This is a genomic window from Geobacillus sp. YF-1 (assembly GCF_052692335.1).
Genome location: NZ_CP199850.1, coordinates 2,160,148 through 2,180,500 on the forward strand (window position 1 = coordinate 2,160,148; position 20,353 = coordinate 2,180,500).

Consider the following 20,353-nt stretch of genomic DNA (forward strand, 5'->3'; position numbering starts at 1 on the left):
ATCCGATTCTAGCATAGGGATGAGAAAAACACAAAAAAGAAGGGCGGTGTACACCTGCCCTTCTTTTCTCCACTCCGGCTATGTAGGCTTATTTGACAGCGTCTTTCAACGCTTTGCCCGGTTTGAATGCAGGAACTTTGCTCGCCGGAATTTCCATTTCTTCGCCCGTTTGCGGGTTGCGTCCTTTGCGAGCGGCGCGCTCGCGCACTTCAAAGTTCCCAAAGCCGATTAATTGCACTTTATCGCCTTTTCGCAGCGCTTCTGTAATCGAATCAAACACCGCATCAACGGCTTTTGTTGCATCTTTTTTCGAAAGACCGCTTGTTTCAGCGACCGCGTTGATCAATTCCGTTTTGTTCATGCCATTCACCTCCTCCCAAGGCTTTGCTTGTTTACTGCCATTTGTAGACACTTTTCTGCGTTTCTATACATTGCAAGGAACGGTGACATGCCTAATCTTAACCAATTCACCGCAAGAATTCAACCTCTTTTTTCGCAAAAACGGCCAATTTTAGGCATATTTCACCAAAACAACGATTTCAGATAAAAGATTACCATAACGCCATGCCTATAATCAAGTACCAATCCTGATTTCTCAAGGGGTTGGGCGATTTTTTCCCGTTGCCGCTTCGCAGTTGAAAAAACGACATCAAAAAAAAGCCCCCTTTTCGGGAGCTTGGCGCGCGGCCTCCGTTTTTCTTTTCTATCTAGCTCCGGCCGCAAAATACCCCCGCCCTCGAAGTACAAGCACTGCTGCAGGCGGGGAACATTGTTCCTCGGGAGCTTGGGCGCGCGGCCTCTTCTTTTCCACGAAAATGCCGAACTGGCGCGAGATTTTCATCCTTGGGTGGAGGGCAGATCGCGCTGCCCATGAAACTTTTTCTATAAAATAATGGCGATGAGGCCGCCGGAGCCTTCGTTGATGATGCGCTCAAGCGTTTCTTTCAGCTTGTAGCGGGCGTTTTCTGGCATGAGCGCCAGCTTCGCCTGAATGCCTTCGCGGACGATGGAGCTGAGCGAGCGGCCAAAAATATCGGAATTCCAAATCGACAGCGGATCGTCCTCAAAATCTTGCATCAAATAGCGAACGAGCTCTTCGCTTTGCTTTTCCGTGCCGATGATCGGCGCAAACTCCGATTCGACGTCGACTTTGATCATATGAATCGACGGCGCAACGGCTTTCAGACGGACACCAAAGCGCGACCCTTGGCGGATGATTTCCGGTTCGTCAAGGCTCATGTCCGACAAAGCGGGAGCGGCGATTCCGTAGCCGGTTTGTTTGACCATTTTCAAGGCATCGGCGATTTGATCATATTCCGCTTTCGCATGGGCGAAATCTTGCATCAACTGAAGCAGATGGTCTTTGCCGCGAATCTCGACACCGACGATTTCTTTTAAAATTTGATCGTACAGCTCATCCGGTGCGTACAAGTCGATTTCGGCGATCCCTTGCCCCATTTCGATACCGGCAAGCTGCGCTTTTTCGATGAAATCGTACTCGGCAAACTGCTGCACAACCCGGTCGACGTCGCGCAGCCGTTTAATGTCTTTGACCGTGTCACGCACCGCTTCTTGGTAGCTTTCGCGCAGCCAATGGTCTTCGCGCAGCACCATCACCCAGCTCGGCAAGTTGACGTTCACTTCAAGGACCGGAAATTCATACAATGCTTCGCGGAGCACGTTATACACGTCGGCTTCGCGCATGCTTTCCACGCTCATGGCGAGCACCGGAATATCGTATTTTTCCGCAAGCTCACGGCGGAGCGCCTCGGTTTCCGGATGGTGGGGCCGAACAGTGTTGACGATCATAATGAACGGCTTGCCGACTTCTTTCAGCTCGCCAATCACCCGCTCTTCCGCTTCGATGTAGTCTTGGCGCGGAATTTCCCCGATCGTGCCGTCGGTCGTAATGACGACCCCGATCGTCGAATGTTCTTGAATGACTTTTCTTGTCCCGATTTCCGCCGCCTCTTGGAACGGAATCGGCTCTTCATACCAAGGGGTGTGAATCATCCGCGGCCCGTTTTCATCCTCATATCCTTTGGCGCCGGGCACGGCGTAGCCAACGCAGTCGACGAGACGAATGTTGACTTCGAGCCCTTCATCGACTTTCACCGTCACGGCCTGATTCGGCACAAATTTCGGCTCCGTCGTCATGATCGTCTTGCCGGCGGCGCTTTGTGGCAGCTCGTCTTGAGCGCGCGCCTTGTCGGCTTCGTTTTTAATGTTCGGAATGACCACCAGCTCCATAAAACGCTTAATGAACGTCGATTTCCCGGTGCGAACCGCGCCGACTACCCCTAAATAAATGTCGCCCCCAGTCCGCTCGGCGATATCTTTAAAAAGATCGACCTTTTCCAAACGGCTTCCCTCCAGTCCTTCGGTCGTTATTGGAAACAGCGAGATGAACCAATAGAGCAGGACACTATATGCATATGATGTTGTCCGATTCAGTTATGACTAAAAGCAAGAAAAAATCCCTTCTCTAGAATGTATTTTCCTAGAGAAGGGATGATGACTTATTTCGTGAAAAAAATCGGTTCGTTCGTTTTCACATCGATCGTATACGGCAACGAATACGCCGGCACGAAAAGCGAATGGTCGGTCAACAACGGACGAATATCATCGCCGGGTCGATAATGGTGCCGATATTTCTTTAAAGCCGCGTACAAATCAGCGCGATAATCGATGTAAATCTCGCCGTTCCCATCGATGACAAACGGCAAGTTGTTGCCGGAAAACGGGCTGACCGCATACGGCGGCTCTTTGTAGCCAAGTTTTTTGTAATCAAGGGTGAACACACCGGGCGCAACGACGTCTTGAAACGGCGGATAACGGTGCTCGTCCGTATACATTCTCAGCCGCAGCTTCAAATCGCGGACGCGCTCGGCTAGGCGCAGATCAAGAAGCTTGACCGTCGGCTTCGTTTCCGCATCAATAATGATATATTGAAAGACGCCCCCGCTTTCATAGGCGTTTCCCGGCGGCTCCTGCATGTAGCGCGGGACGAGTTTTTGAAAATCGACCGGGTATTTTAGGTACAGTGGCGTTTTCATATCCCGTGTTTTGATCGGCAAAAGCCCCCCGGTCTCCTTCCGGTATTCGTCGACCGCCGATTGCACCGCCGCGACTTGATCTTTGTAAGGAATTTGGTTTTGTTTTAGCCGCTCTTGCGGATACAAACACCCGGAAAGCAGCGCGAGAAACAAGCAAGCTAAAAGCAAGCGAGCGATCTGTTTCATAGGTTCCTCCATCCTTTGCCTATTGCGGCGTCGGTCCGCTGAACACGACAAAAACGATGATGATGCCCGATACAATCAGCAGGATGTAAGCGATGAACGCCAAAAGAAAGCGCAGCCATTTCATCTTGATTTTATAGCGGCTCAAATAAATGAAGCCGACTGAAAGAAACATAAACACCATTGACGTGATGGCGATCCACATTTTCGCTAGCGCCGGTGACATACACGCTCCCCCTTTTCGACAACTATCATTATACCATCGACATAAAAAAAGCTGAAGTAAAGCGGGGCTTTCTTTACTCCAGCATCGCCTTATACCCTTCCGGAAGCTCAAGCCGATGATCGTTCGCCATATTGTATGCACACCGAAGACAACTTGTACCGTCATTGGCCTATTTTCACGATTCTTGCGCCGCAAAAATGGTGTTGAGGTCATCCATTTCCTCTTTTTTTCCGCGCGCCATCAGCGAATCGACCGCCTCTTTCGGGTCTTTGCCAGCAAACAGCACGTCATAGAGCGCTTCAGTGATCGGGATCTTCACACCAAGCTCCTTCGCCAGCTCATAGGCAGCTTTGGTCGTCCGCACCCCTTCGACGACCATCCCCATGCTCTCGAGCACCTCGTCGAGCTTTTTCCCTTGACCGAGCATGTGCCCAGCCCGCCAGTTGCGGGAATGAACGCTCGTGCACGTGACGATCAAATCGCCGACTCCCGTCAAACCGGCGAACGTCAGCGGGTTAGCGCCGAGGGCGCAGCCGAGGCGGGCAATCTCGGCGAGACCTCTTGTAATGAGGGCCGCTTTGGCGTTATCTCCGTAGCCGAGCCCGTCACTGATGCCAGCGGCCAAGGCGATGATGTTTTTCAACGCTCCGCCAACTTCAACGCCGATTAAATCCGGGTTCGTATACACGCGGAAATAGTGATGGTTCATAAAGAGGTCTTGGATGCGGCGCGCCGCTTCCATATTGGGCGAGGATACCGCCACGGTCGTCGGATGGCGGAGCACGACCTCCTCAGCATGGCTCGGCCCGGAAAGGACGACGACATCCTCAAGCCATTCGCCGAGCTCTTCCATCACCATTTCCGACACTCGCTTATGCGTCCCTGGCTCGATTCCTTTGCTGACGGCAACGACCGTGATCGGTGCCGTCAAGCAAGAACGCGCTTGGTTGAGCACCGTGCGGATCGCCTTCGTCGGCACGGCCAACACGACGATGGAAAGACCGTCAAGCGCAGCGCAAAGATCGTCATACCCCACGACGGATTCTGGCAAACGGGCGGCGGGTAAATATTTTTCGTTCGTCCGCCGCTCGTTGATCTCTCTTACTTGTTCAGCGCGATGGCTCCAAAGACGGACGCGATGCCCGTTGTCGGCCAAAACGAGCGCCAACGCCGTGCCCCAGCTTCCCGCTCCCAGTACGGCGATATTCTCCATCGTTTCCCACTTCCTTCGTCCCATTGTCGCAAGCGTGAAAAAGCAGCCGCATCGCTCCGTCTCCATCCCGCCTTCGCCAGAAACAGAGGCGGCCCCCAGCAGCTGAGCTGCCCTATGGAGCGCGCGCACTGACCTCCCCTGCCCGATCAAAAAGATCGGCTCTCTCCTTATTTCCGCGGACGGGCGATGATTTTGATCGGCGTGCCTTCAAAGCCGAACGCGTCGCGAATGCGGTTTTCCAAAAAGCGCTCATATGAAAAATGCATCAATTCCGGATCGTTGACAAACGCGACAAACGTCGGCGGTTTGACGGCCACTTGCGTCATGTAATAAATTTTTAGCCGCTTGCCGTTGTGCGTCGGCGTCGGATTCATCGCCACTGCGTCCATAATGACTTCATTGAGCACATTCGTCTGAACGCGCATCGCGTGGTTGTCGCTCACAAGCTGGACGAGCGGCAAAAGCTTATGCAGCCGCTGTTTTGTCTTCGCTGACACAAACAAAAGCGGCGCATAATCCAAAAATGGAAAATGATCGCGAATCTTCCGCTCAAACTCGACCATCGTTTTGTCGTCTTTTTCAATGGCATCCCATTTGTTGACGACCAAAATGACGCCGCGTCCGGCCTCATGGGCATATCCGGCGATTTTTTTGTCCTGTTCGATGATGCCTTCTTCGGCGTTTAGCACGACAAGCACGACGTCCGAGCGTTCAATGGCTCTTAACGCGCGCAAGACGCTATATTTTTCCGTGCTTTCATAAATTTTTCCTCGCTTGCGCATCCCTGCCGTATCAATGATAACATATTCCTGCCCGTCGCGCACGAACGAGGTGTCCACAGCGTCCCTCGTCGTGCCGGCGATATCGCTGACGATGACCCGCTCTTCGCCTAAAATGGCGTTCACTAGCGACGACTTGCCGACATTGGGGCGGCCAATCAAGCAAAATTTAATCACGTCCTCCTCATATTCCTGCCCGCCGCCTTTCGGGAAATGACGGACAACGGCGTCAAGCAAATCACCAAGCCCCGTCCCGTGCGCCCCGGAAATCGGATACGGCTCTCCAAAACCGAGGGCGTAAAAGTCATAAATCAAATCGCGCATCTCCGGATTGTCGATTTTGTTCACCGCGAGCACAACCGGCTTGTTCGAGCGATGAAGCAGCTTGGCCACTTCTTCATCGGCCGCGGTCACGCCATCGCGGCCGTTGGTCATAAAAATGATGACATCGGCCTCATCGATCGCGATTTCCGCCTGCTGACGAATTTGCACAAGCAGCGGCTCATCGCCGATGTCAATGCCCCCGGTATCGATCAAGTAAAACGAATGGTTCAGCCATTCGGCCCGGCTGTAAATGCGGTCGCGCGTCACTCCGGGTACGTCTTCAACGATGGAAATGCGCTCCCCGACGATGCGGTTGAAAATCGTCGATTTCCCCACATTCGGACGGCCGACAATGGCCACGACTGGATTCGCCATGCTACCACCCTTTATCGTCATTTTTATATCGTTCCTCGTGAAAAACGCCCTTTTCGAAAAGGGCATACCGCAGCTGCTTTATTTTATCAAAAAGCGAAACGCTCAACAACTAATGTTTGACGATAATAAGAAGCCCCTCGCTCAATTCATGGGCGATGCCATCCAAAATCGCCTCTAAATTAGCGGCGATCCGCACCATTTCCTCGTTGGTCTGACAAAGAAAGATCGGCGCGCCGCCGGCCACGGTTTCGCCCTTGGTCGTCACAATGGCCAAAATCATTTTTTCATGCGTCATCACCGCCACCTCCTCTCCGCTTCCAGGGCCGCTTCGCCGGCATGCGGATGGCGCTTTCAAGCACCGGAACGTTTTCAATGACCGCCTTCGCCTTCTCGACATCTTCTACTTGCGGCAAAACAAAAATACCGACGCGCCCATCGTTTAAGTCCCGCTTCGCGAGCGGCACGAGCGCCGGCGTCCCCGAGTCCCGATAAATGCCGAGCGCTGTTGACACATCGTGCAAAATCGCTTGCCGCTGGCCGAGGTTGGCGATCGTCGTGCGGGCGTTGAAATTTTTCGGCGTTAAAACAAACCCCATGCCATAGCGCAAAATTTCTTCGCGCCGCGCCGGCAAGCCAATGTTCATGATGTAGATGTTGTCCACATACAGCCCTGCCCCTTCAAAATGCGGCTTGACATACTGGACGTCGGCGATATCTTTCAGCCGGCTTCCGCTCATAAACCGCCGCGCCACCACCAAGCCGATGAGGCTGGCGGCCAGCGCCGCCCCAATGTTCCATACGAGATAGGCCAGCGTCGATAAAAAAGAAACAAAGATGACCAAATAATTTCGTCCTTCAAACACGATGGCGATCCCTTCAATATACGTCTTGCCGCGCGGCACGAGCTCATACTGATCAAGCTCGTTCAACGTGTTGCGCTCCATGTTGCGCACATCGCGAAATTGTGAGGCGGCCAAGGCCAAAAATGTGATCGCTGCGAACTCTTTTTCCATAATCGCCGGCACGGCGACCGTTCCTAATCCAGCGGCAATCGCTCCAAGCGCAAGGTGAATCGTCCGACCGTGCAAATACGTCGGGTATTGCCGGTAATCGGTGCGCAGCAAGTAAAGGCGCGTCACCACCCCGGCGATCACTCCGTATAAGATCGGAAACGTGTATTCATTCACGGCTGCCTCGTCCTCCTTATCGGCCGTTTTTCTTCGAGCTGGAAGGCAAAAAAGCGAATCATTTCCCAAACAAGCAGCGACGCCACGCTAATGGCAAGCGCATCAAGAAAAGAAAAGGAACCGATGACATAGTCGGGCGCCATGCGGTCAATCGCCAAGGCATACACCACCTCGCCTTGACAGCCGCCCATGGCGACACAAACAAGACGGGCGAAAAGCCGGCGATGAAACAACGCGCTGACGATCGCCAGCCACCAAGCAAGCAGCCATCGCTCATCAAGCCAAATCCACACCGGATCAAACAGAGCCAGCAGGCGCAAGGCGGCGTAGGCAAACGCCACCCCCGACGTCGACCACACCATCAGCAAGGAAGAGCACGGCCGCTGCTTCACCATCCCGTAGCAAGACGCGAACAAAAGGACAAAAAAGGACAGCGCCGCCCGCATCGAACCGATTTTCAATTCAAGCGAGGCGGAACTGATCATCAAAAGCGCAAACGCCGCCAAAGCGGTCCGCTCCGGTGTCTTTTTCATAAAAAAGGTCGCCATCAGCCACAGCAACCAACAGCCGACATAAAAATAAGCGCCTTCCATTTTTTCACTCCTTATGATGTTCATTATGCCACCTTTTCTCCTTTCTTAACCGTTCGTTCCGCGGCACAGCGGCATCTTTCCTATCGCCTCCGCCAAAAGGGCCGCTAGGTTTTTGTTGAAACACGGGCAAACGATCGAGCTTGCTCAGGAATAAACGCAAGAGTGAGCGAAAAAGAGCAGGCCTATCGAGAATGAAAAGAAGGGGGGAGAAGCCGGAGGGCGTCCAAAAGGATCAGGACACCTGTCTCATCGCCATATAAGTACCAGCCGTATCTCTGCCACACGATATTCTTTTGAGGGGGAGATCGCCTTTTCGGTCAGTCCCCTCCCCAACAGAAACTGTCCCCAAAAAGTCGGTGAACGATCTTTTTGGGGACGCACCATTTGCTGATCTCCGGTTGTAATAGGAGTACATATCACAAAGGGGATATTATTTCACGTTATTCACTTGGTTCATCTCGCCGTCGTCTTCAATGAATACTGCTTCCCAAATATTATTTCACTTTGTTCACTTGGTTGATTTGAAAATCGTTAAATGGAAGCCATTGAAATGGTTCGGTATAATTTCGCATTCGAACGAAATATTGATGTTGATTATCTTCCATTTTGAGAACGAGCTCAAAGGCATGACTTCCTTTTTTCGTCTTTGACAAAATTTTGAATCGAAGCGGATGATTTAACGAACGAATTTCCTCCACCGCCTTCGGATCCGAGCGGAAATTCACTTTCTCAACTGATAAGTTGTCTAATTGTGTTCGTAACTGGTAATTCAACAACAAAGTAGAATGACCTAGCAACGGAATGAACATAATGAGAAATATCAAACTTGGAAAGAGATAGGCAAGTATTTTTCTTGGGATAAAATCATGAAACACTACAATCAAAATCAAAATCAAAATAAGAAAGAAAAATAGGAAGTTGAAAAACAAAGATACCATAAATCTGCCTTCTTTCCATATCAACTTGAAAATTTGCGCAATATCCATGCTCTGAAAGAGGAACCTCTCCAGAGCCGGTGATTGAACTTTGCAATGTCATTGCTTAACTAGACAAACCTTGTTGCAGCGCTCCTACTTTTCACGCGTTCCCCCATTGATAAAAGGAATCAGCGATCTTTCACGTTATCCCTGCGCATCCTCAACGCCTTGTCCTTTCCTCCAAGATCCCATGTATAAAATCCTTGGTCGAAATCCATAGTAAAAATGATCCTTGGACAGAAAGGAGCAACGTATCATGGGAAACGACCGGCAGGAGAAAAAACTGAAACAGTCGCGGCAAGTTCAGTCCGACCGCGACCAGTCGCTTTCGTATCAAGGAGCCGCTCGGCTCGATACACCAGACGAAGCGCGCGAACGGAACAAGCACTAGCAGGCTGGTGAAAAACCGCTGTCACACACCAATCGGCGACATTTTCATTCCAAAAAGAAAGCTGATTCTGCGAGGTTTCTCTCATTGAGAAATGAGTAGAACTCAGCGGTATTTTGCCCTAAATCACCGGCCTTCTAGAAGGCCGGTGAAAAACCGCTGATTCCTTTCATCAATAGGAGAATGAGCGAAAAGCAGGACCGATGTAACAAGGTTTTTCTAAGTGAGAAATAACATTGTAAAGCGGTATCACGATTAAATCACCAGCCTCCTAGAAACCTGATGAAAAACAACGTTGTTCGATTGGTGAGAAATGACAAGGAATGAAATGATGACGTTGCAAGAATTTTCCGTTTGAGAAACACGGTTCGAGAGCAGTAGTTCCCCTTCAACATCGGCCTTCTAGAGGAAAAGCGCAGGCGTCCCCACGGAACGGACGCCTGCACTTTTTTTGACCGCGGGAGCAGCCGGCCAACCAAAGAGGCCGCGGCGGGCAGGCTGGCTTCATTTCTCGGTTGTTTGGCGTGAAAGCCCGCACGTCGATTCTCGTCTTTCGGCGCCCCAACAACAAAGAGAGGGGGCCCGAACGAACGAGCCCCCTTTTTCACCGCTATATCTCGCTTGCCGTTTCTGCCGCGCGAGGGTGGGCCGATTCGGGAGACGGGCGACCGTTTCGGCCCTCTTTTTTACTGCTGTGCACCGCCCTGTCAGCGGCCGTTGCGCGCGTTTGATCCGGCGTTCGATCACCGCCTGTTATTTTAATTTTTTCAGCTGTTCGCCGATCACTTCGCCAAGCTGAAAGCCGCGCGCTTCCGCAGTCCTTGTGTACGAGCTGTAATCCTCAGCCGGCGCAGCCGCCTCTTCTTCAAGCAGCGCGCGAATGCTCAAGGAAATGCGGTGCTCCGCTTCGTTGACATCGAGCACTTTTGCCTTGACTTGATCGCCTTCTTTCAGCACTTCATGCGGCGAACCGATGCGGCGATTGGCAATTTGCGAAACGTGGACCAGTCCTTCGACGCCCGGGAAAATTTCCACAAATGCCCCGAACGACGCGAGCCGCTTCACCGTTCCCGCCACGACATCCCCCGGTTTCACTTTGGCGCTCACGCCTTCCCACGGGCCAGGCAGCGCTTCTTTGATCGACAGCGACAGGCGTCCGTTTTCCGGATCGACAGCCAACACTTTGACTTTGACGGCATCGCCTTCTTTCACCACATCGGCCGGATGGGCGACACGCGTGTGGGAAAGCTGGGAAATATGTACGAGCCCATCAAACCCACCAACATCGACAAAGACGCCGAAATCGGCAATGCGGCGGACGACGCCATCGAGCACTTGCCCCGGCTCGAGACGGGAAAGCAACTCTTTTTGCTGCCGCTCTTGCTCTTCCTCTACGACCGCCCGGTGCGACAAAATGACGCGATTTTTCTCGCGGTCCAGCTCCACGACTTTGACGGCCAACGTTTTTCCCTTGTAGTCCGAAAAGTCTTCAACATAGTGGGGCTCAACGAGCGACGCCGGAATGAAGCCGCGCACTCCGACATCGGCGACAAGCCCGCCTTTGACGATGTCCTTGACGACCGTTTCAAACGTTTCGCCGCTTGCGAATTTGCCTTCCAGCTCCTCCCACGCCCGCTCGGCGTCGACCGCTTTTTTGGACAAAATGAGCAGCCCTTCTTCCCCCTCTTGACCTTCTTCGACCTTCTTGACTTTGGCCGTCACCTCATCGCCAACAGCGACGGCATCGCTCGGTTTCTCAATATGCAAGTTCGACAGCTCGCTGATCGGGATGATCCCGCTTTGTTTGCTGTTTTCCACCTCAACAAGCACTTGCTTATCCTCGAGCTTGACCACTTTGCCGCGGACGATGTCGCCCACCTCATACACGTTCACTTGCACATTCATCTCTTCCGTCATCGCAAAACCCTCCTTCATCGACTAGCAACTGTCAAAAGCGCGCCTCGCACCGTGGCCGCGGCCGGCTGTCGGCAAACGAAGGACGCTTTTCTAATTAGTATACCATATTTTCTCAATCAACATGTACTAGAATGCTTAACGATGTTGTTCAAGCAGCTGGCGAATATGATCCATAATGTAATCGGCCGCTTCCTCCGGGCTCGCCTTCCGCTCTCGCAGCGGCGTCATGTCGACCGGCGCCCCGTATACGACTTTGAGCGGCCGAAGCGGTCGGTACGGGCCGATGATGGCGCACGGAACGACGGCGGCATCGGTGCGCAGGGCGAAAAAACCGACTCCCGGCAACGGCTTTTGCAACCGACCGTCTTTGCTGCGCGTCCCTTCTGGAAAAATGCCGAGCACTTCTCCTTGTTTCAGCACCTCAAGCCCCATGCGCAGCGCCTGACGGTCATTCATGCCGCGTTTGACCGGAAACGCGCGCAAATGATGAACGAGCGTTTTGACAAGCGGCGTGCGGAACAGTTCCTCCTTCGCCATAAACCGAACCGGCCGCGGCGCCGTGATGCCGACCACTGGTGGATCGAGGTTGCTGATATGGTTGGCGCACAGAAGCACAGGCCCCTCGTTTGGAAATTGTTCCAACCCGATCGTTTGGATGCGGTAAAAAGGGGTGAGCACCCCGTTAACGACCACCTTGGCGAACGAATAAAAATCCACCCTCATCCAATCCTTTCGTTAACAATGTCCATGATTCGCTCCGCCACCTCTTCCACCGACAGCGACGTCGTATCGATTTCGACCGCATCGGGAGCCTTGCGAAGCGGCGCTGTTTCCCGCTCCGAATCGAGACGGTCACGGCGAGCGATTTCTTCTTTGAGCGTTTCCAGATCGGACGGAAAGCCGCGGGCGATGTTTTCCTCGTGCCGACGCCGCGCCCGCTCTTCCACCGAAGCTTTCAAGAAAATTTTCACTTCGGCATCTGGCAACACATGCGTTCCGATATCGCGCCCGTCCATGACGACACCTCCGCCCTTCGCCAACGCGCGCTGGCGGGCGACCATCTCTTCGCGCACAAGCGGGTGCTTGGCCACCCATGATACCGCCTTCGTCACCGCCTCGCCGCGGATGACATCGGTGACATCTTCACCGTTTACCAACACCTGCTGTCCATGGCGCGATGGCTTCAATTCAATATATGTATCGCGAAGCAGCGACAAGAGCGCCTGTTCATCATCGATATCGATGCCGCACGTCAACGCGCGGTACGTCAGCGCGCGGTACATGGCGCCTGTATCGATGTACACGTAGGAAAGGCGATGGGCAATGAGTTTGGCAACGGTACTTTTCCCCGCCGCCGCAGGTCCGTCGATCGCAATGCTAATTCGTCGTTTCATAATTCCTCCTGCTTGGTCCAAAGTGATGAGTGCATAAAGAAAATGCAGGAAACTCCTGCATGTGTCTACGTTCATTGTATCATATTTGCCGTCAACGGTCGACGGCCGTTTCGACCGATTTCATTTTTTCCTGTTTTGCGACCCCTTCATATTCGTACACCTTATTGATGTAAAGCTCGATCGGGGTGTAGAGGGCAAGCCATTGGGCGACAAGCAAACAGATTGCCTGGATAAGAACGAGCTTCCATAACAGCGTTTCCATTCGTTTCATCGCGTTCACCCGCCTCCCTTTTTCTAGCAGTATTCCACCTCCCTTGCCGCTTTATTCCTTTTTCCGTTCTTCGAGCTGCCGCTCAAAGCTGTAACGAATAAGGCGAAGACGGTCCTGCGGGTCAAGTTCAGTGAATTCGACCGACGTTTTCGCCGTATGTTGCCCGTTCGTCACTGTGCGCACGACGGCGGCTTTCGTCTGAACATAATGATACTCCCCCGAGCGCATGGGCAGCACAAGCCAAAGTTCAACCGGCATTCTAGGATGCAAAAGCGGTGCAACAGCCGGCGGAACAACGAGCGCCGCGCCGCCGGCGCTAAGATCCACGGTCATCGTCGCAAAAGGGGCGAACTCGCCGTTGAGCGGATGGACAGCGGCATCGACGTTCGTTTTCACCCGCACGTAACGGCGGCGTTGAACGCGCAGAAGCGCTTCCTCCCCCGGATAAGATAAAACAATCATCGGCAGCGGAACGCGCACTTTCCCTTTCACTTCTGTGTCAAACAAGTATAAGCCCCCATCCTGCCCGACCACGCTCGCCTTGAATTGCATGCCGTTTAACAAATACACCGTTTTTCCGTTTGTTTGATCGACCGGATAACCGATGTGAACCGCCCCGTCGCCGATGTCGAGCACCTTGCTCTGATATTGCCGCGCCGAGCCGTCCAGCGGTTCGAGGCGGATCGAATCCCCGATTTTGATCGTCATCGTTCTCTTTTCCCCTTTTCAGCCAGCTTCGCTGAGACATTCGCCTCTGTCTTTGAATGGTTGTTCAAGACAATTATACCATATCGTCCTTCAGACTTGTTACCCATTCCGGCATGAAAATCATCGCGCGCCGCACGGGATGGTGGTGGAAACGTTCCATGGACAGCGTTTGGCCCGCTGTCCAAGGGTGAGAATAACCCCATGGACAACGTTTGGCCCGCCGTCCGGGAATGAACCGAAGGGCGGTGCGTGTTCAAAAAAACAAGAAAAGACGCCCGTGCTTTCAGGCGCCTTTCCTCCTTTATCCGTAAGCGGGTTCAACGCTTTCTAATTTTTCCACTTTTTCCTCTAGTCCTGTTGAGGCGTTGATGAACAGCTGGTACGTATCGTCGCCCATCGTTCCTAAAAATTCATAGCAAAGCACCGGCTTTTGCAAATCGTTCATAATAACCGCTTGGCGCTGTTCCATCACCTTTAAATGCGGGTTCAACTTTTTCTTCGCCGCCTCGACGGTGAGTTTCGGCTTCGGCAGCGGACGCGGAATGGACGATGATAAATAGTCGCGCGCGGTAAAACCGACTACACGGCCATTATCGAGCGCCACTTTCATTTGCACCGCTTCCGGGTAGATGCGAACGCCGTTTTCGCTTTTGACGAACGTAAGCACCGCCACATTGTCGTATTGCGTGCTGTCATACAGCTCAAATCCGGTAAAGCGATGCCGTTTCAAAAACGCCAGTCCGCGGTTAGCCGCTTCATGCAAACCGATGTTTGGTTTGCCGATCGGACGGCTGTTCAGCACCCAAATCGGGTAGCCGCCGTTTTTGGTGATATCCATGTAAATATCGCCCTTTGTTTTCGGATCATGAATCGTTACGCTGTAAAAGCGGTCGTCCGCCCCTTTGCCGCTTTCCGTCACCTTGATGTCTTCCGTTCCCTTTAACCCGAGGAAATCGCGAGCGATCCGCCGCGCTTCCGCCTTCGAAATCGGGCCGCCCTTCGCGCGCACGAACCCTCTTTCTTCATTGGCAAGACCGATAAACGACGGGCCAAACTCCGAAGAACTGGAGAACGTATCCACGTTTTTCTCGACCGCTCGAAACCCATCGATGATGATGTTGTCCCCTTTTTGGTCGCTCGTCGCCAACGCCAGTTCGACATCCATCCAACGCAAATTGTTTTCAAGCACCAAATGTTGGACGTTGCGCAATTCTTGGCGAATCTTGCCAGCGTTTTGATACAACGCTTGCAGCGTATGGTATTCTTCCTTTGTCAACGGTTCTTTTTCCAAATCGCGCACCGCTGTCCGGTAGCTGAACTCGCCGATGCGCGACAAAAACTCCTGCGTTTTATTGAAGGGCAGAAGCGACAGCGGCAGCTGGCCGACATCGGAATGGGCTTCCGAGGCGATTTTCCACACCTCGGCGAGCGCCGGCGACAACGATGCGTGCGAATTCATCGCCAACGTTGCTCCTAGTTTGTCATGAAGCAAGTCGATTTGGTAAGCCAAATCGTGAAACGCGCGTTGATAGTTGTTTTCCGCGTGAATCAAAATCGCGTTTTTTTCTTGGTGCTCGCGATACCCCCAATAGCCGGTGCCGATGACAGCAAGCGCAAGCACCGCCAGCAAAACGGTTCGAATCATCCGTCTCCCTCCTTTTATTTGCAGAAAATATGGTTCCCGATCCGCTTAATTTGCGGCCGACTCCAAATCCACGCGTTCGTCGCCGTCGCCGGGTTAAAGTAGTAAATCGCTCCGCCGGTCGGATCCCAGCCGTTAATGGCGTCCAACACCGCCTTTTTCGCTGTTTCGTTCGGCGTCAGCCAAATTTGCCCATCGGCGACCGCCGTAAACGCCCCGGGCTGGAAAATCACCCCAGCTACCGTATCGGGAAACGATGGGTGTTCGAGGCGGTTTAAAATGACCGCGGCGATGGCCACTTGTCCGATGTACGGTTCGCCGCGCGCTTCTCCGTAAACGGCGTTTGCCATCAATTGGATATCGTTTTGCGAAAATCCTTTAGGGACGTTGGACGCCGTCGCTTTCACCGTCCGCCCCCCTCCGCCGCTCCGCTTTTTCACTTGCTGGCTGAGCGGAATGCCTCCGTAGTGGGTGAAGTCGTTTCCTTGACGGATTTGTTCTTTGACAAACGACTCGTCATATTTCGAAGCTCTCACCAGCTTTTGTTTTGTCTCTGCACCGGCCAATCCATCGACCGGCAGGCCGTACTCATACTGAAAATGGCGAAGCGCCCAATACGTGCGCCAGCCAAATACCCCATCAATTTTGCCGTTGTAAAAACCGAGATACTGGAGCCGTGCCTGCAACTCGATGACATCATCGCCAACCGCCCCGCGCTGGATCACTTGCGGCGAAAAGGCCGCGGCGTGACCCATCGGATACAGCGCCGCCCATACACCGAGCCAAAGCAACAGCAACGTTTTCCTTGCCATCTGCAAACCTCCCGTCAGCACTTGCCGTTTTTATCCCTATTTTCCTTCGTTTTGCTCGTTTTATACAAAAAAAAGCCAAGCGATCACGCTTGGCTGTTGACGGACGGCAGCGCTGCAGTTCGAACCGCCCCTTTCGCCTGTTTCACTTTGCGCAGCGCCACCCACCATAAAGCGAGCAGAAACGGCGCCATGTAGTAGCTCCATCGCTCTTTCGCGAGCAGCAGCCAATCATAGACGCCGTGGAGGAAAAACGGCAGCAAAAACGACAGCCATAAATAATAGCTGCGCTTTTGGCGGGCGAATTTCGCCTTGCCAAAGTAAAACCCCATGATGACGGAAAAGAGCGCATGGCTGGACACCGGCAGCAGCGCCCGGACGAACGCTGTCTCCACGCCGTTGGCCAACAAATACAGCAAATTCTCCAACGTCGCAAATCCGAGCGAGACGCTGGCGCTGTAGACGATGCCATCATACGGCTCGTCAAATTCATCATCATCATACACAAAAAAATAGACGACAAACCATTTCACAAATTCCTCCAACAACGCGGCGGAAAGAAACGCTTCGGCCATCGGCGACGAAACGATTCGCTCTTCGGCAAGCACGTACTGGATGAACATGATCGGAAAGACGAGCAAAGCGCCGAACAAAAACATGCGCAACACAAATGAGAGCGGCTCCGCCTCGTATTCATCGCGCAAGTAAAAATAGCTGAGCAGCGCCACTCCGGGAGCGACGCCGGCGGAAATCAGCGAAAACATATCGATCCCCGTTTCTCTGTATTTTTATCTCTATCGTATCATGAAAACCGAGGCAAAAAAAGAGAAATCGCGCCGGCCGTCCGCCTAAAAGGCGAACAAACCATCGAGCGGGGCATCGGAGGCGAGGGCGACGGCCAGCTTGATGCGCGCCTTTTTCGCGTCGTAATCGCTGCCGAGAATGACGCCTTTTTTATGCAAATCATAGGCGCTGCCGAGATAGTCGTACGTCGTGTACACCGCTCCTTCTTCGGCGCTCGTCGTCACCACGACTTTGATCCCCATTTCAATAGCTTTGACGATTTCATCGACCATTTTGGGCGCCACTTGGCCGCGGCCGACTCCTTCGAGCACCAAACCGGCGACCCCGCTCTCGCGCGCGGCCCGGATGAACTTCCCATCCGCTTCCAAATAACATTTCACAATGTCGACGGGCGGAAGCGGGCGGATGAGTTGGTAATGTTCGCGGCGAACCGGCTTTTGATACACATGCACTTCATCATTATCAATAATCCCCAAATAACCGAAACCAAACGCGTTAAATCCTTGAATGTTCGAAGCATGCTCTTTTTTTACGTATTTGGCGGCAAAAATGCGTTCATTGAACACGACGACCGTGCCCGTCCCGCGCAGCGGCTCGGCGCAGGCGGCGTAAACGGCGTGGCGGATGTTGATGTACACGTCGCTGCCCAAATCGGACGGAGCGCGCTGCGAACCGGTGACGACAATCGTCCGCGGGTCATCGATCGTCAAGTCAAGAAAGTACGCCGTTTCCTCAAGCGCATCCGTCCCATGGGTGACAACGATGCCGTCGACCGTCGGATCGGCGAAATGCGCTTCGATCCGCTGTTTGAGTTCGAGCCAATGGGAAAACGTCAAATGCATGCTCGGCAATTGAAATACGCTTTCGACGATGATTTCTATATCATTTGGCAAATGGCACATCGCCGCCAACTCCTCGCCGCTTAACGCTCCTGCCCGGAGACGGCCGGAGCGCTCGCTCCGCTTGCTGGCGATCGTGCCCCCCGTCGTCAACAAAACGACTTTTCGTTTCATCCTATCGTTCACCTGCGCTTTCTATTTCCACTAAAGCCCCCGCCTCCCCGCCGCGACAAGGCGGCAAGGTCGTCGCGTTAAGAAGACGCGCCCCGCTCACGACGGGCGAGGCAGGCAGCGATCGCCTCCCCATGAAACCGTCCGTTTTCAATAAAAATCTCATTGGCATTATTGCCCGCCGCGATCACGCCGGCGATAAACAGTCCGGGAACGTTCGTTTCCATCGTCTCGGGATCGTAATGCGGGCGGCCGCTTTCCGGATCGACGTGGACGCCGATGCTCGTTAAAAAGCGATGGTCGGGATGATAGCCGGTCATGGCGAACACAAAATCGTTTTTGATCGTTTTCGTTTCTCCGTCGACTTCATACACGACCGCGTCCTCGGTAATTTCTTTCACATGGGCGCGAAACTCCATGCGAATGACGCCTTTTTTGACGAGCGCATCAAATTCGGGCAAAATCCACGGCTTAATGCTTGGCGAATAGTCGCTGCCGCGATACAGCACGGTCACGCGCGCTCCCGCTTTCACCAGCTCCATCGCCGCATCGACGCTCGAGTTTTTCCCGCCGATGACGACGCAGTCGGTGTTGAAGTACGGATGCGCTTCTTTAAAGTAATGCATCACTTTCGGCAGCTCTTCCCCCGGCACGTTCATATAGTTCGGATGGTCGTAATACCCGGTGGCGATCACGACGTACGAGGCGCGATACTCGGCTTTCGACGTTTCCAGTGAAAACGTTCCGTCTTGTTGGCGACGAACTGCTTTCACTTCCTCAAATGTGTTGACGCGCACGCGCTTGCGAACAACGACTTCCCGATAATAAGCGAGCGCTTGATTCCGCGTCGGCTTCCGGTTTTCGGTGACAAACGGCACCCCACCGATTTCGAGCCGATCGCTCGTGCTGAAAAACGTTTGATGCGTCGGAAACCGGTAAATCGAATGGACGATGTTGCCTTTTTCGATCACAAGCGGCGAAAACCCGGCGTCCTGCAAAGCGATCGCCGCCGCCAACCCGCATGGGCCGCCGCCGACGATGATGATCGTTTCTTCTCTCATGTTTTTGTCACCTCGCACGAAGCAAAAAATCCCCTACCTTATGATAGGGGATTTCGCGAAAGCTTGCAAACGTCAACGCTCGCCGCGTCATACCCAACCGCGGAATCGGCACGCTTCCGCCATTTTGCGGACGCCGACCATGTAAGCGGCAAGGCGCATATCGACGCGGCGCGTTTGCGCCATTTCGTATACGTTGTTGAACGCTTTGACCATCACTTTTTCCAGCCGCTGCTCGACTTCCTCTTCCGTCCAATAATAGCCTTGGTTGTTTTGCACCCACTCGAAATAGGACACCGTCACGCCGCCAGCGCTAGCGAGCACATCCGGGACAAGCAAAATGCCGCGCTGCGTTAAAATTTCCGTCGCTTCGAGCGTCGTCGGCCCGTTCGCCGCTTCGACAACGATGCTCGCCTTGATGCGCGGAGCATTTTCCGCCGTGATTTGGTTTTCGATGGCCGCCGGCACTAAAATGTCGCAATCGAGTTCAAGCAGCTCTTTATTCGAAATCGTATTTTTAAACAGCTTCGTCACCGTGCCAAAACTGTCGCGCCGCTCGAGCAAATAGTCGATATCAAGCCCGTTCGGGTCGTACAGCGCGCCGTACACATCAGAAATGCCGACCACTTTCGCTCCGGCGTCGTGCATAAATTTCGCCAAATAGCTGCCGGCGTTGCCGAACCCTTGAACGACGACGCGCGCTCCTTCAAGCGATAAGCCGCGTTTTTTCGCCGCCTCGCGGATGCAAATCGTCACCCCTTTGGCCGTCGCCGTTTCCCGGCCGTGCGAACCGCCCAAGACAAGCGGTTTTCCGGTAATAAAGCCCGGGGAATCAAACTCGCGGATGCGGCTGTACTCATCCATCATCCACGCCATAATTTGCGAGTTCGTAAACACGTCCGGCGCCGGGATGTCTTTCGTCGGGCCAACGATTTGGCTGATGGCGCGCACGTAGCCGCGGCTTAACCGCTCCAGCTCGCGGAACGACATCGTGCGCGGATCGCAGACAATGCCGCCTTTGCCGCCGCCATACGGCAAATCGACGATGCCGCATTTTAAGCTCATCCAGATCGATAGCGCTTTCACTTCGCGCTCCGTGACATCCGGGTGAAAACGCACGCCGCCTTTCGTCGGGCCGACCGCATCGTTATGCTGGGCGCGGTAGCCGGTGAAAATTTTCACTGTTCCGTCATCCATGCGCACCGGAATACGAACCGTCAACACGCGAATCGGCTCTTTTAACAGCTCGTATACTTCCTCTGGATAGCCGAGCTTCTCTAACGCTCTATGTATAACAATCTGTGTCGACGCCAGCACGTCGTATTGTTGTTCCTTTTCTTCCGTATGCTTATCGGCTGCCATACGTAAACCTCCTATAAGCTCGCTAGAATAGTTTGTCGCCTTCCATGTCATAGTATACACCTTCTGTGAGCGGATGC

The 20,353-nt window shown here is 53.4% G+C and carries 21 protein-coding genes; 1 reads left to right on the forward strand and 20 read right to left on the reverse strand.

Annotated elements, in window-relative coordinates; translation table 11 throughout:
- Nucleotides 1–88: 88 nt before the first annotated feature.
- The 9 genes from ACTVIM_RS10635 to ACTVIM_RS10675 form a co-directional block, all read right to left on the reverse strand.
- Complete coding sequence (locus ACTVIM_RS10635) at nucleotides 89–361, reverse strand: HU family DNA-binding protein (RefSeq protein WP_008879623.1); 273 nt, start codon at nucleotides 359–361, stop codon at nucleotides 89–91.
- A gap of 521 nt (nucleotides 362–882) precedes the next feature.
- Nucleotides 883–2,361, reverse strand: coding sequence for a stage IV sporulation protein A (gene spoIVA, locus ACTVIM_RS10640; protein WP_033844075.1), 1,479 nt, complete (start codon nucleotides 2,359–2,361; stop codon nucleotides 883–885).
- A 158-nt stretch (nucleotides 2,362–2,519) separates the two neighbouring features.
- Complete coding sequence (locus ACTVIM_RS10645) at nucleotides 2,520–3,242, reverse strand: hypothetical protein (RefSeq protein ID WP_172418514.1); 723 nt, start codon at nucleotides 3,240–3,242, stop codon at nucleotides 2,520–2,522.
- Nucleotides 3,243–3,261: 19 nt separating this feature from the next.
- Complete coding sequence (locus tag ACTVIM_RS10650; protein WP_033021200.1) at nucleotides 3,262–3,465, reverse strand: DUF2768 domain-containing protein; 204 nt, start codon at nucleotides 3,463–3,465, stop codon at nucleotides 3,262–3,264.
- Nucleotides 3,466–3,640: 175 nt separating this feature from the next.
- A complete protein-coding gene (locus ACTVIM_RS10655; protein WP_172418800.1) occupies nucleotides 3,641–4,678 on the reverse strand; it encodes an NAD(P)H-dependent glycerol-3-phosphate dehydrogenase in 1,038 nt (345 codons plus the stop codon).
- 167 nt (nucleotides 4,679–4,845) lie between these two features.
- Nucleotides 4,846–6,156 carry a ribosome biogenesis GTPase Der gene (gene der, locus ACTVIM_RS10660; protein ID WP_033021196.1) on the reverse strand — a complete coding sequence of 437 codons (1,311 nt, stop codon included), beginning with the start codon at nucleotides 6,154–6,156 and terminating at the stop codon, nucleotides 4,846–4,848.
- A 109-nt stretch (nucleotides 6,157–6,265) separates the two neighbouring features.
- Nucleotides 6,266–6,451, reverse strand: coding sequence for a capping complex subunit for YIEGIA (locus tag ACTVIM_RS10665; protein ID WP_033844077.1), 186 nt, complete (start codon nucleotides 6,449–6,451; stop codon nucleotides 6,266–6,268).
- Nucleotides 6,441–7,343, reverse strand: coding sequence for a YIEGIA family protein (locus tag ACTVIM_RS10670; RefSeq protein ID WP_033844078.1), 903 nt, complete (start codon nucleotides 7,341–7,343; stop codon nucleotides 6,441–6,443). The genes ACTVIM_RS10665 and ACTVIM_RS10670 overlap by 11 nt, the downstream gene beginning before the upstream one ends.
- Nucleotides 7,340–7,936, reverse strand: coding sequence for a YphA family membrane protein (locus ACTVIM_RS10675; protein ID WP_033844079.1), 597 nt, complete (start codon nucleotides 7,934–7,936; stop codon nucleotides 7,340–7,342). The genes ACTVIM_RS10670 and ACTVIM_RS10675 overlap by 4 nt, the downstream gene beginning before the upstream one ends.
- Nucleotides 7,937–9,169: 1,233 nt before the next feature.
- Between ACTVIM_RS10675 and ACTVIM_RS10680 the strand changes: the two genes are divergently transcribed.
- A complete protein-coding gene (locus tag ACTVIM_RS10680) occupies nucleotides 9,170–9,304 on the forward strand; it encodes a YpzI family protein (protein WP_081897229.1) in 135 nt (44 codons plus the stop codon).
- Between the two features lie 750 nt (nucleotides 9,305–10,054).
- On the opposite strand, the gene rpsA is transcribed toward ACTVIM_RS10680, so the two are convergent.
- The 11 genes from rpsA to ACTVIM_RS10735 form a co-directional block, all read right to left on the reverse strand.
- The gene (rpsA, locus tag ACTVIM_RS10685; protein WP_033844081.1) at nucleotides 10,055–11,218 is read right to left on the reverse strand and encodes a 30S ribosomal protein S1; all 1,164 of its coding nucleotides are present in this window, start codon (nucleotides 11,216–11,218) and stop codon (nucleotides 10,055–10,057) included.
- 135 nt (nucleotides 11,219–11,353) lie between these two features.
- On the reverse strand, nucleotides 11,354–11,941 hold the full coding sequence (locus ACTVIM_RS10690) for a lysophospholipid acyltransferase family protein (RefSeq protein ID WP_144975112.1): 588 nt from the start codon (nucleotides 11,939–11,941) through the stop codon (nucleotides 11,354–11,356).
- A complete protein-coding gene (gene cmk, locus ACTVIM_RS10695; protein WP_033021177.1) occupies nucleotides 11,938–12,612 on the reverse strand; it encodes a (d)CMP kinase in 675 nt (224 codons plus the stop codon). The genes ACTVIM_RS10690 and cmk overlap by 4 nt, the downstream gene beginning before the upstream one ends.
- A 91-nt stretch (nucleotides 12,613–12,703) precedes the next feature.
- Nucleotides 12,704–12,883, reverse strand: coding sequence for a YpfB family protein (locus tag ACTVIM_RS10700; RefSeq protein ID WP_033021250.1), 180 nt, complete (start codon nucleotides 12,881–12,883; stop codon nucleotides 12,704–12,706).
- A 51-nt stretch (nucleotides 12,884–12,934) separates the two neighbouring features.
- Nucleotides 12,935–13,591, reverse strand: coding sequence for a flagellar brake protein (locus ACTVIM_RS10705; protein ID WP_445612578.1), 657 nt, complete (start codon nucleotides 13,589–13,591; stop codon nucleotides 12,935–12,937).
- 301 nt (nucleotides 13,592–13,892) lie between these two features.
- A complete protein-coding gene (gene ypeB, locus ACTVIM_RS10710; RefSeq protein WP_033021173.1) occupies nucleotides 13,893–15,236 on the reverse strand; it encodes a germination protein YpeB in 1,344 nt (447 codons plus the stop codon).
- A gap of 14 nt (nucleotides 15,237–15,250) precedes the next feature.
- Nucleotides 15,251–16,045 carry a spore cortex-lytic enzyme gene (gene sleB, locus ACTVIM_RS10715; protein ID WP_033021172.1) on the reverse strand — a complete coding sequence of 265 codons (795 nt, stop codon included), beginning with the start codon at nucleotides 16,043–16,045 and terminating at the stop codon, nucleotides 15,251–15,253.
- A gap of 83 nt (nucleotides 16,046–16,128) precedes the next feature.
- Complete coding sequence (prsW, locus tag ACTVIM_RS10720) at nucleotides 16,129–16,806, reverse strand: glutamic-type intramembrane protease PrsW (RefSeq protein ID WP_033021171.1); 678 nt, start codon at nucleotides 16,804–16,806, stop codon at nucleotides 16,129–16,131.
- Nucleotides 16,807–16,890: 84 nt separating this feature from the next.
- Nucleotides 16,891–17,859, reverse strand: coding sequence for an asparaginase (locus tag ACTVIM_RS10725; RefSeq protein ID WP_033021170.1), 969 nt, complete (start codon nucleotides 17,857–17,859; stop codon nucleotides 16,891–16,893).
- Nucleotides 17,860–17,936: 77 nt separating this feature from the next.
- Entirely contained in the window at nucleotides 17,937–18,917 is a 981-nt protein-coding gene (locus ACTVIM_RS10730; RefSeq protein ID WP_033021169.1) for a YpdA family putative bacillithiol disulfide reductase, read from the reverse strand.
- 87 nt (nucleotides 18,918–19,004) lie between these two features.
- A complete protein-coding gene (locus ACTVIM_RS10735) occupies nucleotides 19,005–20,276 on the reverse strand; it encodes a Glu/Leu/Phe/Val family dehydrogenase (protein WP_445612579.1) in 1,272 nt (423 codons plus the stop codon).
- Nucleotides 20,277–20,353: the final 77 nt, after the last annotated feature.

Bases quoted from the DNA above. Each gene is read 5' to 3' on its own strand.
- ACTVIM_RS10635 (WP_008879623.1), bottom strand. From the start codon at position 361: ATGAACAAAACGGAATTGATCAACGCGGTCGCTGAAACAAGCGGTCTT.
- ACTVIM_RS10645 (WP_172418514.1), bottom strand. From the start codon at position 3,242: ATGAAACAGATCGCTCGCTTGCTTTTAGCTTGCTTGTTTCTCGCGCTG.
- ACTVIM_RS10650 (WP_033021200.1), bottom strand. From the start codon at position 3,465: ATGTCACCGGCGCTAGCGAAAATGTGGATCGCCATCACGTCAATGGTG.
- ACTVIM_RS10655 (WP_172418800.1), bottom strand. From the start codon at position 4,678: ATGGAGAATATCGCCGTACTGGGAGCGGGAAGCTGGGGCACGGCGTTG.
- der (WP_033021196.1), bottom strand. From the start codon at position 6,156: ATGGCGAATCCAGTCGTGGCCATTGTCGGCCGTCCGAATGTGGGGAAA.
- ACTVIM_RS10665 (WP_033844077.1), bottom strand. From the start codon at position 6,451: ATGACGCATGAAAAAATGATTTTGGCCATTGTGACGACCAAGGGCGAA.
- ACTVIM_RS10675 (WP_033844079.1), bottom strand. From the start codon at position 7,936: ATGGAAGGCGCTTATTTTTATGTCGGCTGTTGGTTGCTGTGGCTGATG.
- ACTVIM_RS10680 (WP_081897229.1), top strand. From the start codon at position 9,170: ATGGGAAACGACCGGCAGGAGAAAAAACTGAAACAGTCGCGGCAAGTT.
- rpsA (WP_033844081.1), bottom strand. From the start codon at position 11,218: ATGACGGAAGAGATGAATGTGCAAGTGAACGTGTATGAGGTGGGCGAC.
- ACTVIM_RS10690 (WP_144975112.1), bottom strand. From the start codon at position 11,941: ATGAGGGTGGATTTTTATTCGTTCGCCAAGGTGGTCGTTAACGGGGTG.
- cmk (WP_033021177.1), bottom strand. From the start codon at position 12,612: ATGAAACGACGAATTAGCATTGCGATCGACGGACCTGCGGCGGCGGGG.
- ACTVIM_RS10700 (WP_033021250.1), bottom strand. From the start codon at position 12,883: ATGAAACGAATGGAAACGCTGTTATGGAAGCTCGTTCTTATCCAGGCA.
- ACTVIM_RS10705 (WP_445612578.1), bottom strand. From the start codon at position 13,591: ATGACGATCAAAATCGGGGATTCGATCCGCCTCGAACCGCTGGACGGC.
- ypeB (WP_033021173.1), bottom strand. From the start codon at position 15,236: ATGATTCGAACCGTTTTGCTGGCGGTGCTTGCGCTTGCTGTCATCGGC.
- sleB (WP_033021172.1), bottom strand. From the start codon at position 16,045: ATGGCAAGGAAAACGTTGCTGTTGCTTTGGCTCGGTGTATGGGCGGCG.
- prsW (WP_033021171.1), bottom strand. From the start codon at position 16,806: ATGTTTTCGCTGATTTCCGCCGGCGTCGCTCCCGGAGTGGCGCTGCTC.
- ACTVIM_RS10725 (WP_033021170.1), bottom strand. From the start codon at position 17,859: ATGAAACGAAAAGTCGTTTTGTTGACGACGGGGGGCACGATCGCCAGC.
- ACTVIM_RS10730 (WP_033021169.1), bottom strand. From the start codon at position 18,917: ATGAGAGAAGAAACGATCATCATCGTCGGCGGCGGCCCATGCGGGTTG.
- ACTVIM_RS10735 (WP_445612579.1), bottom strand. From the start codon at position 20,276: ATGGCAGCCGATAAGCATACGGAAGAAAAGGAACAACAATACGACGTG.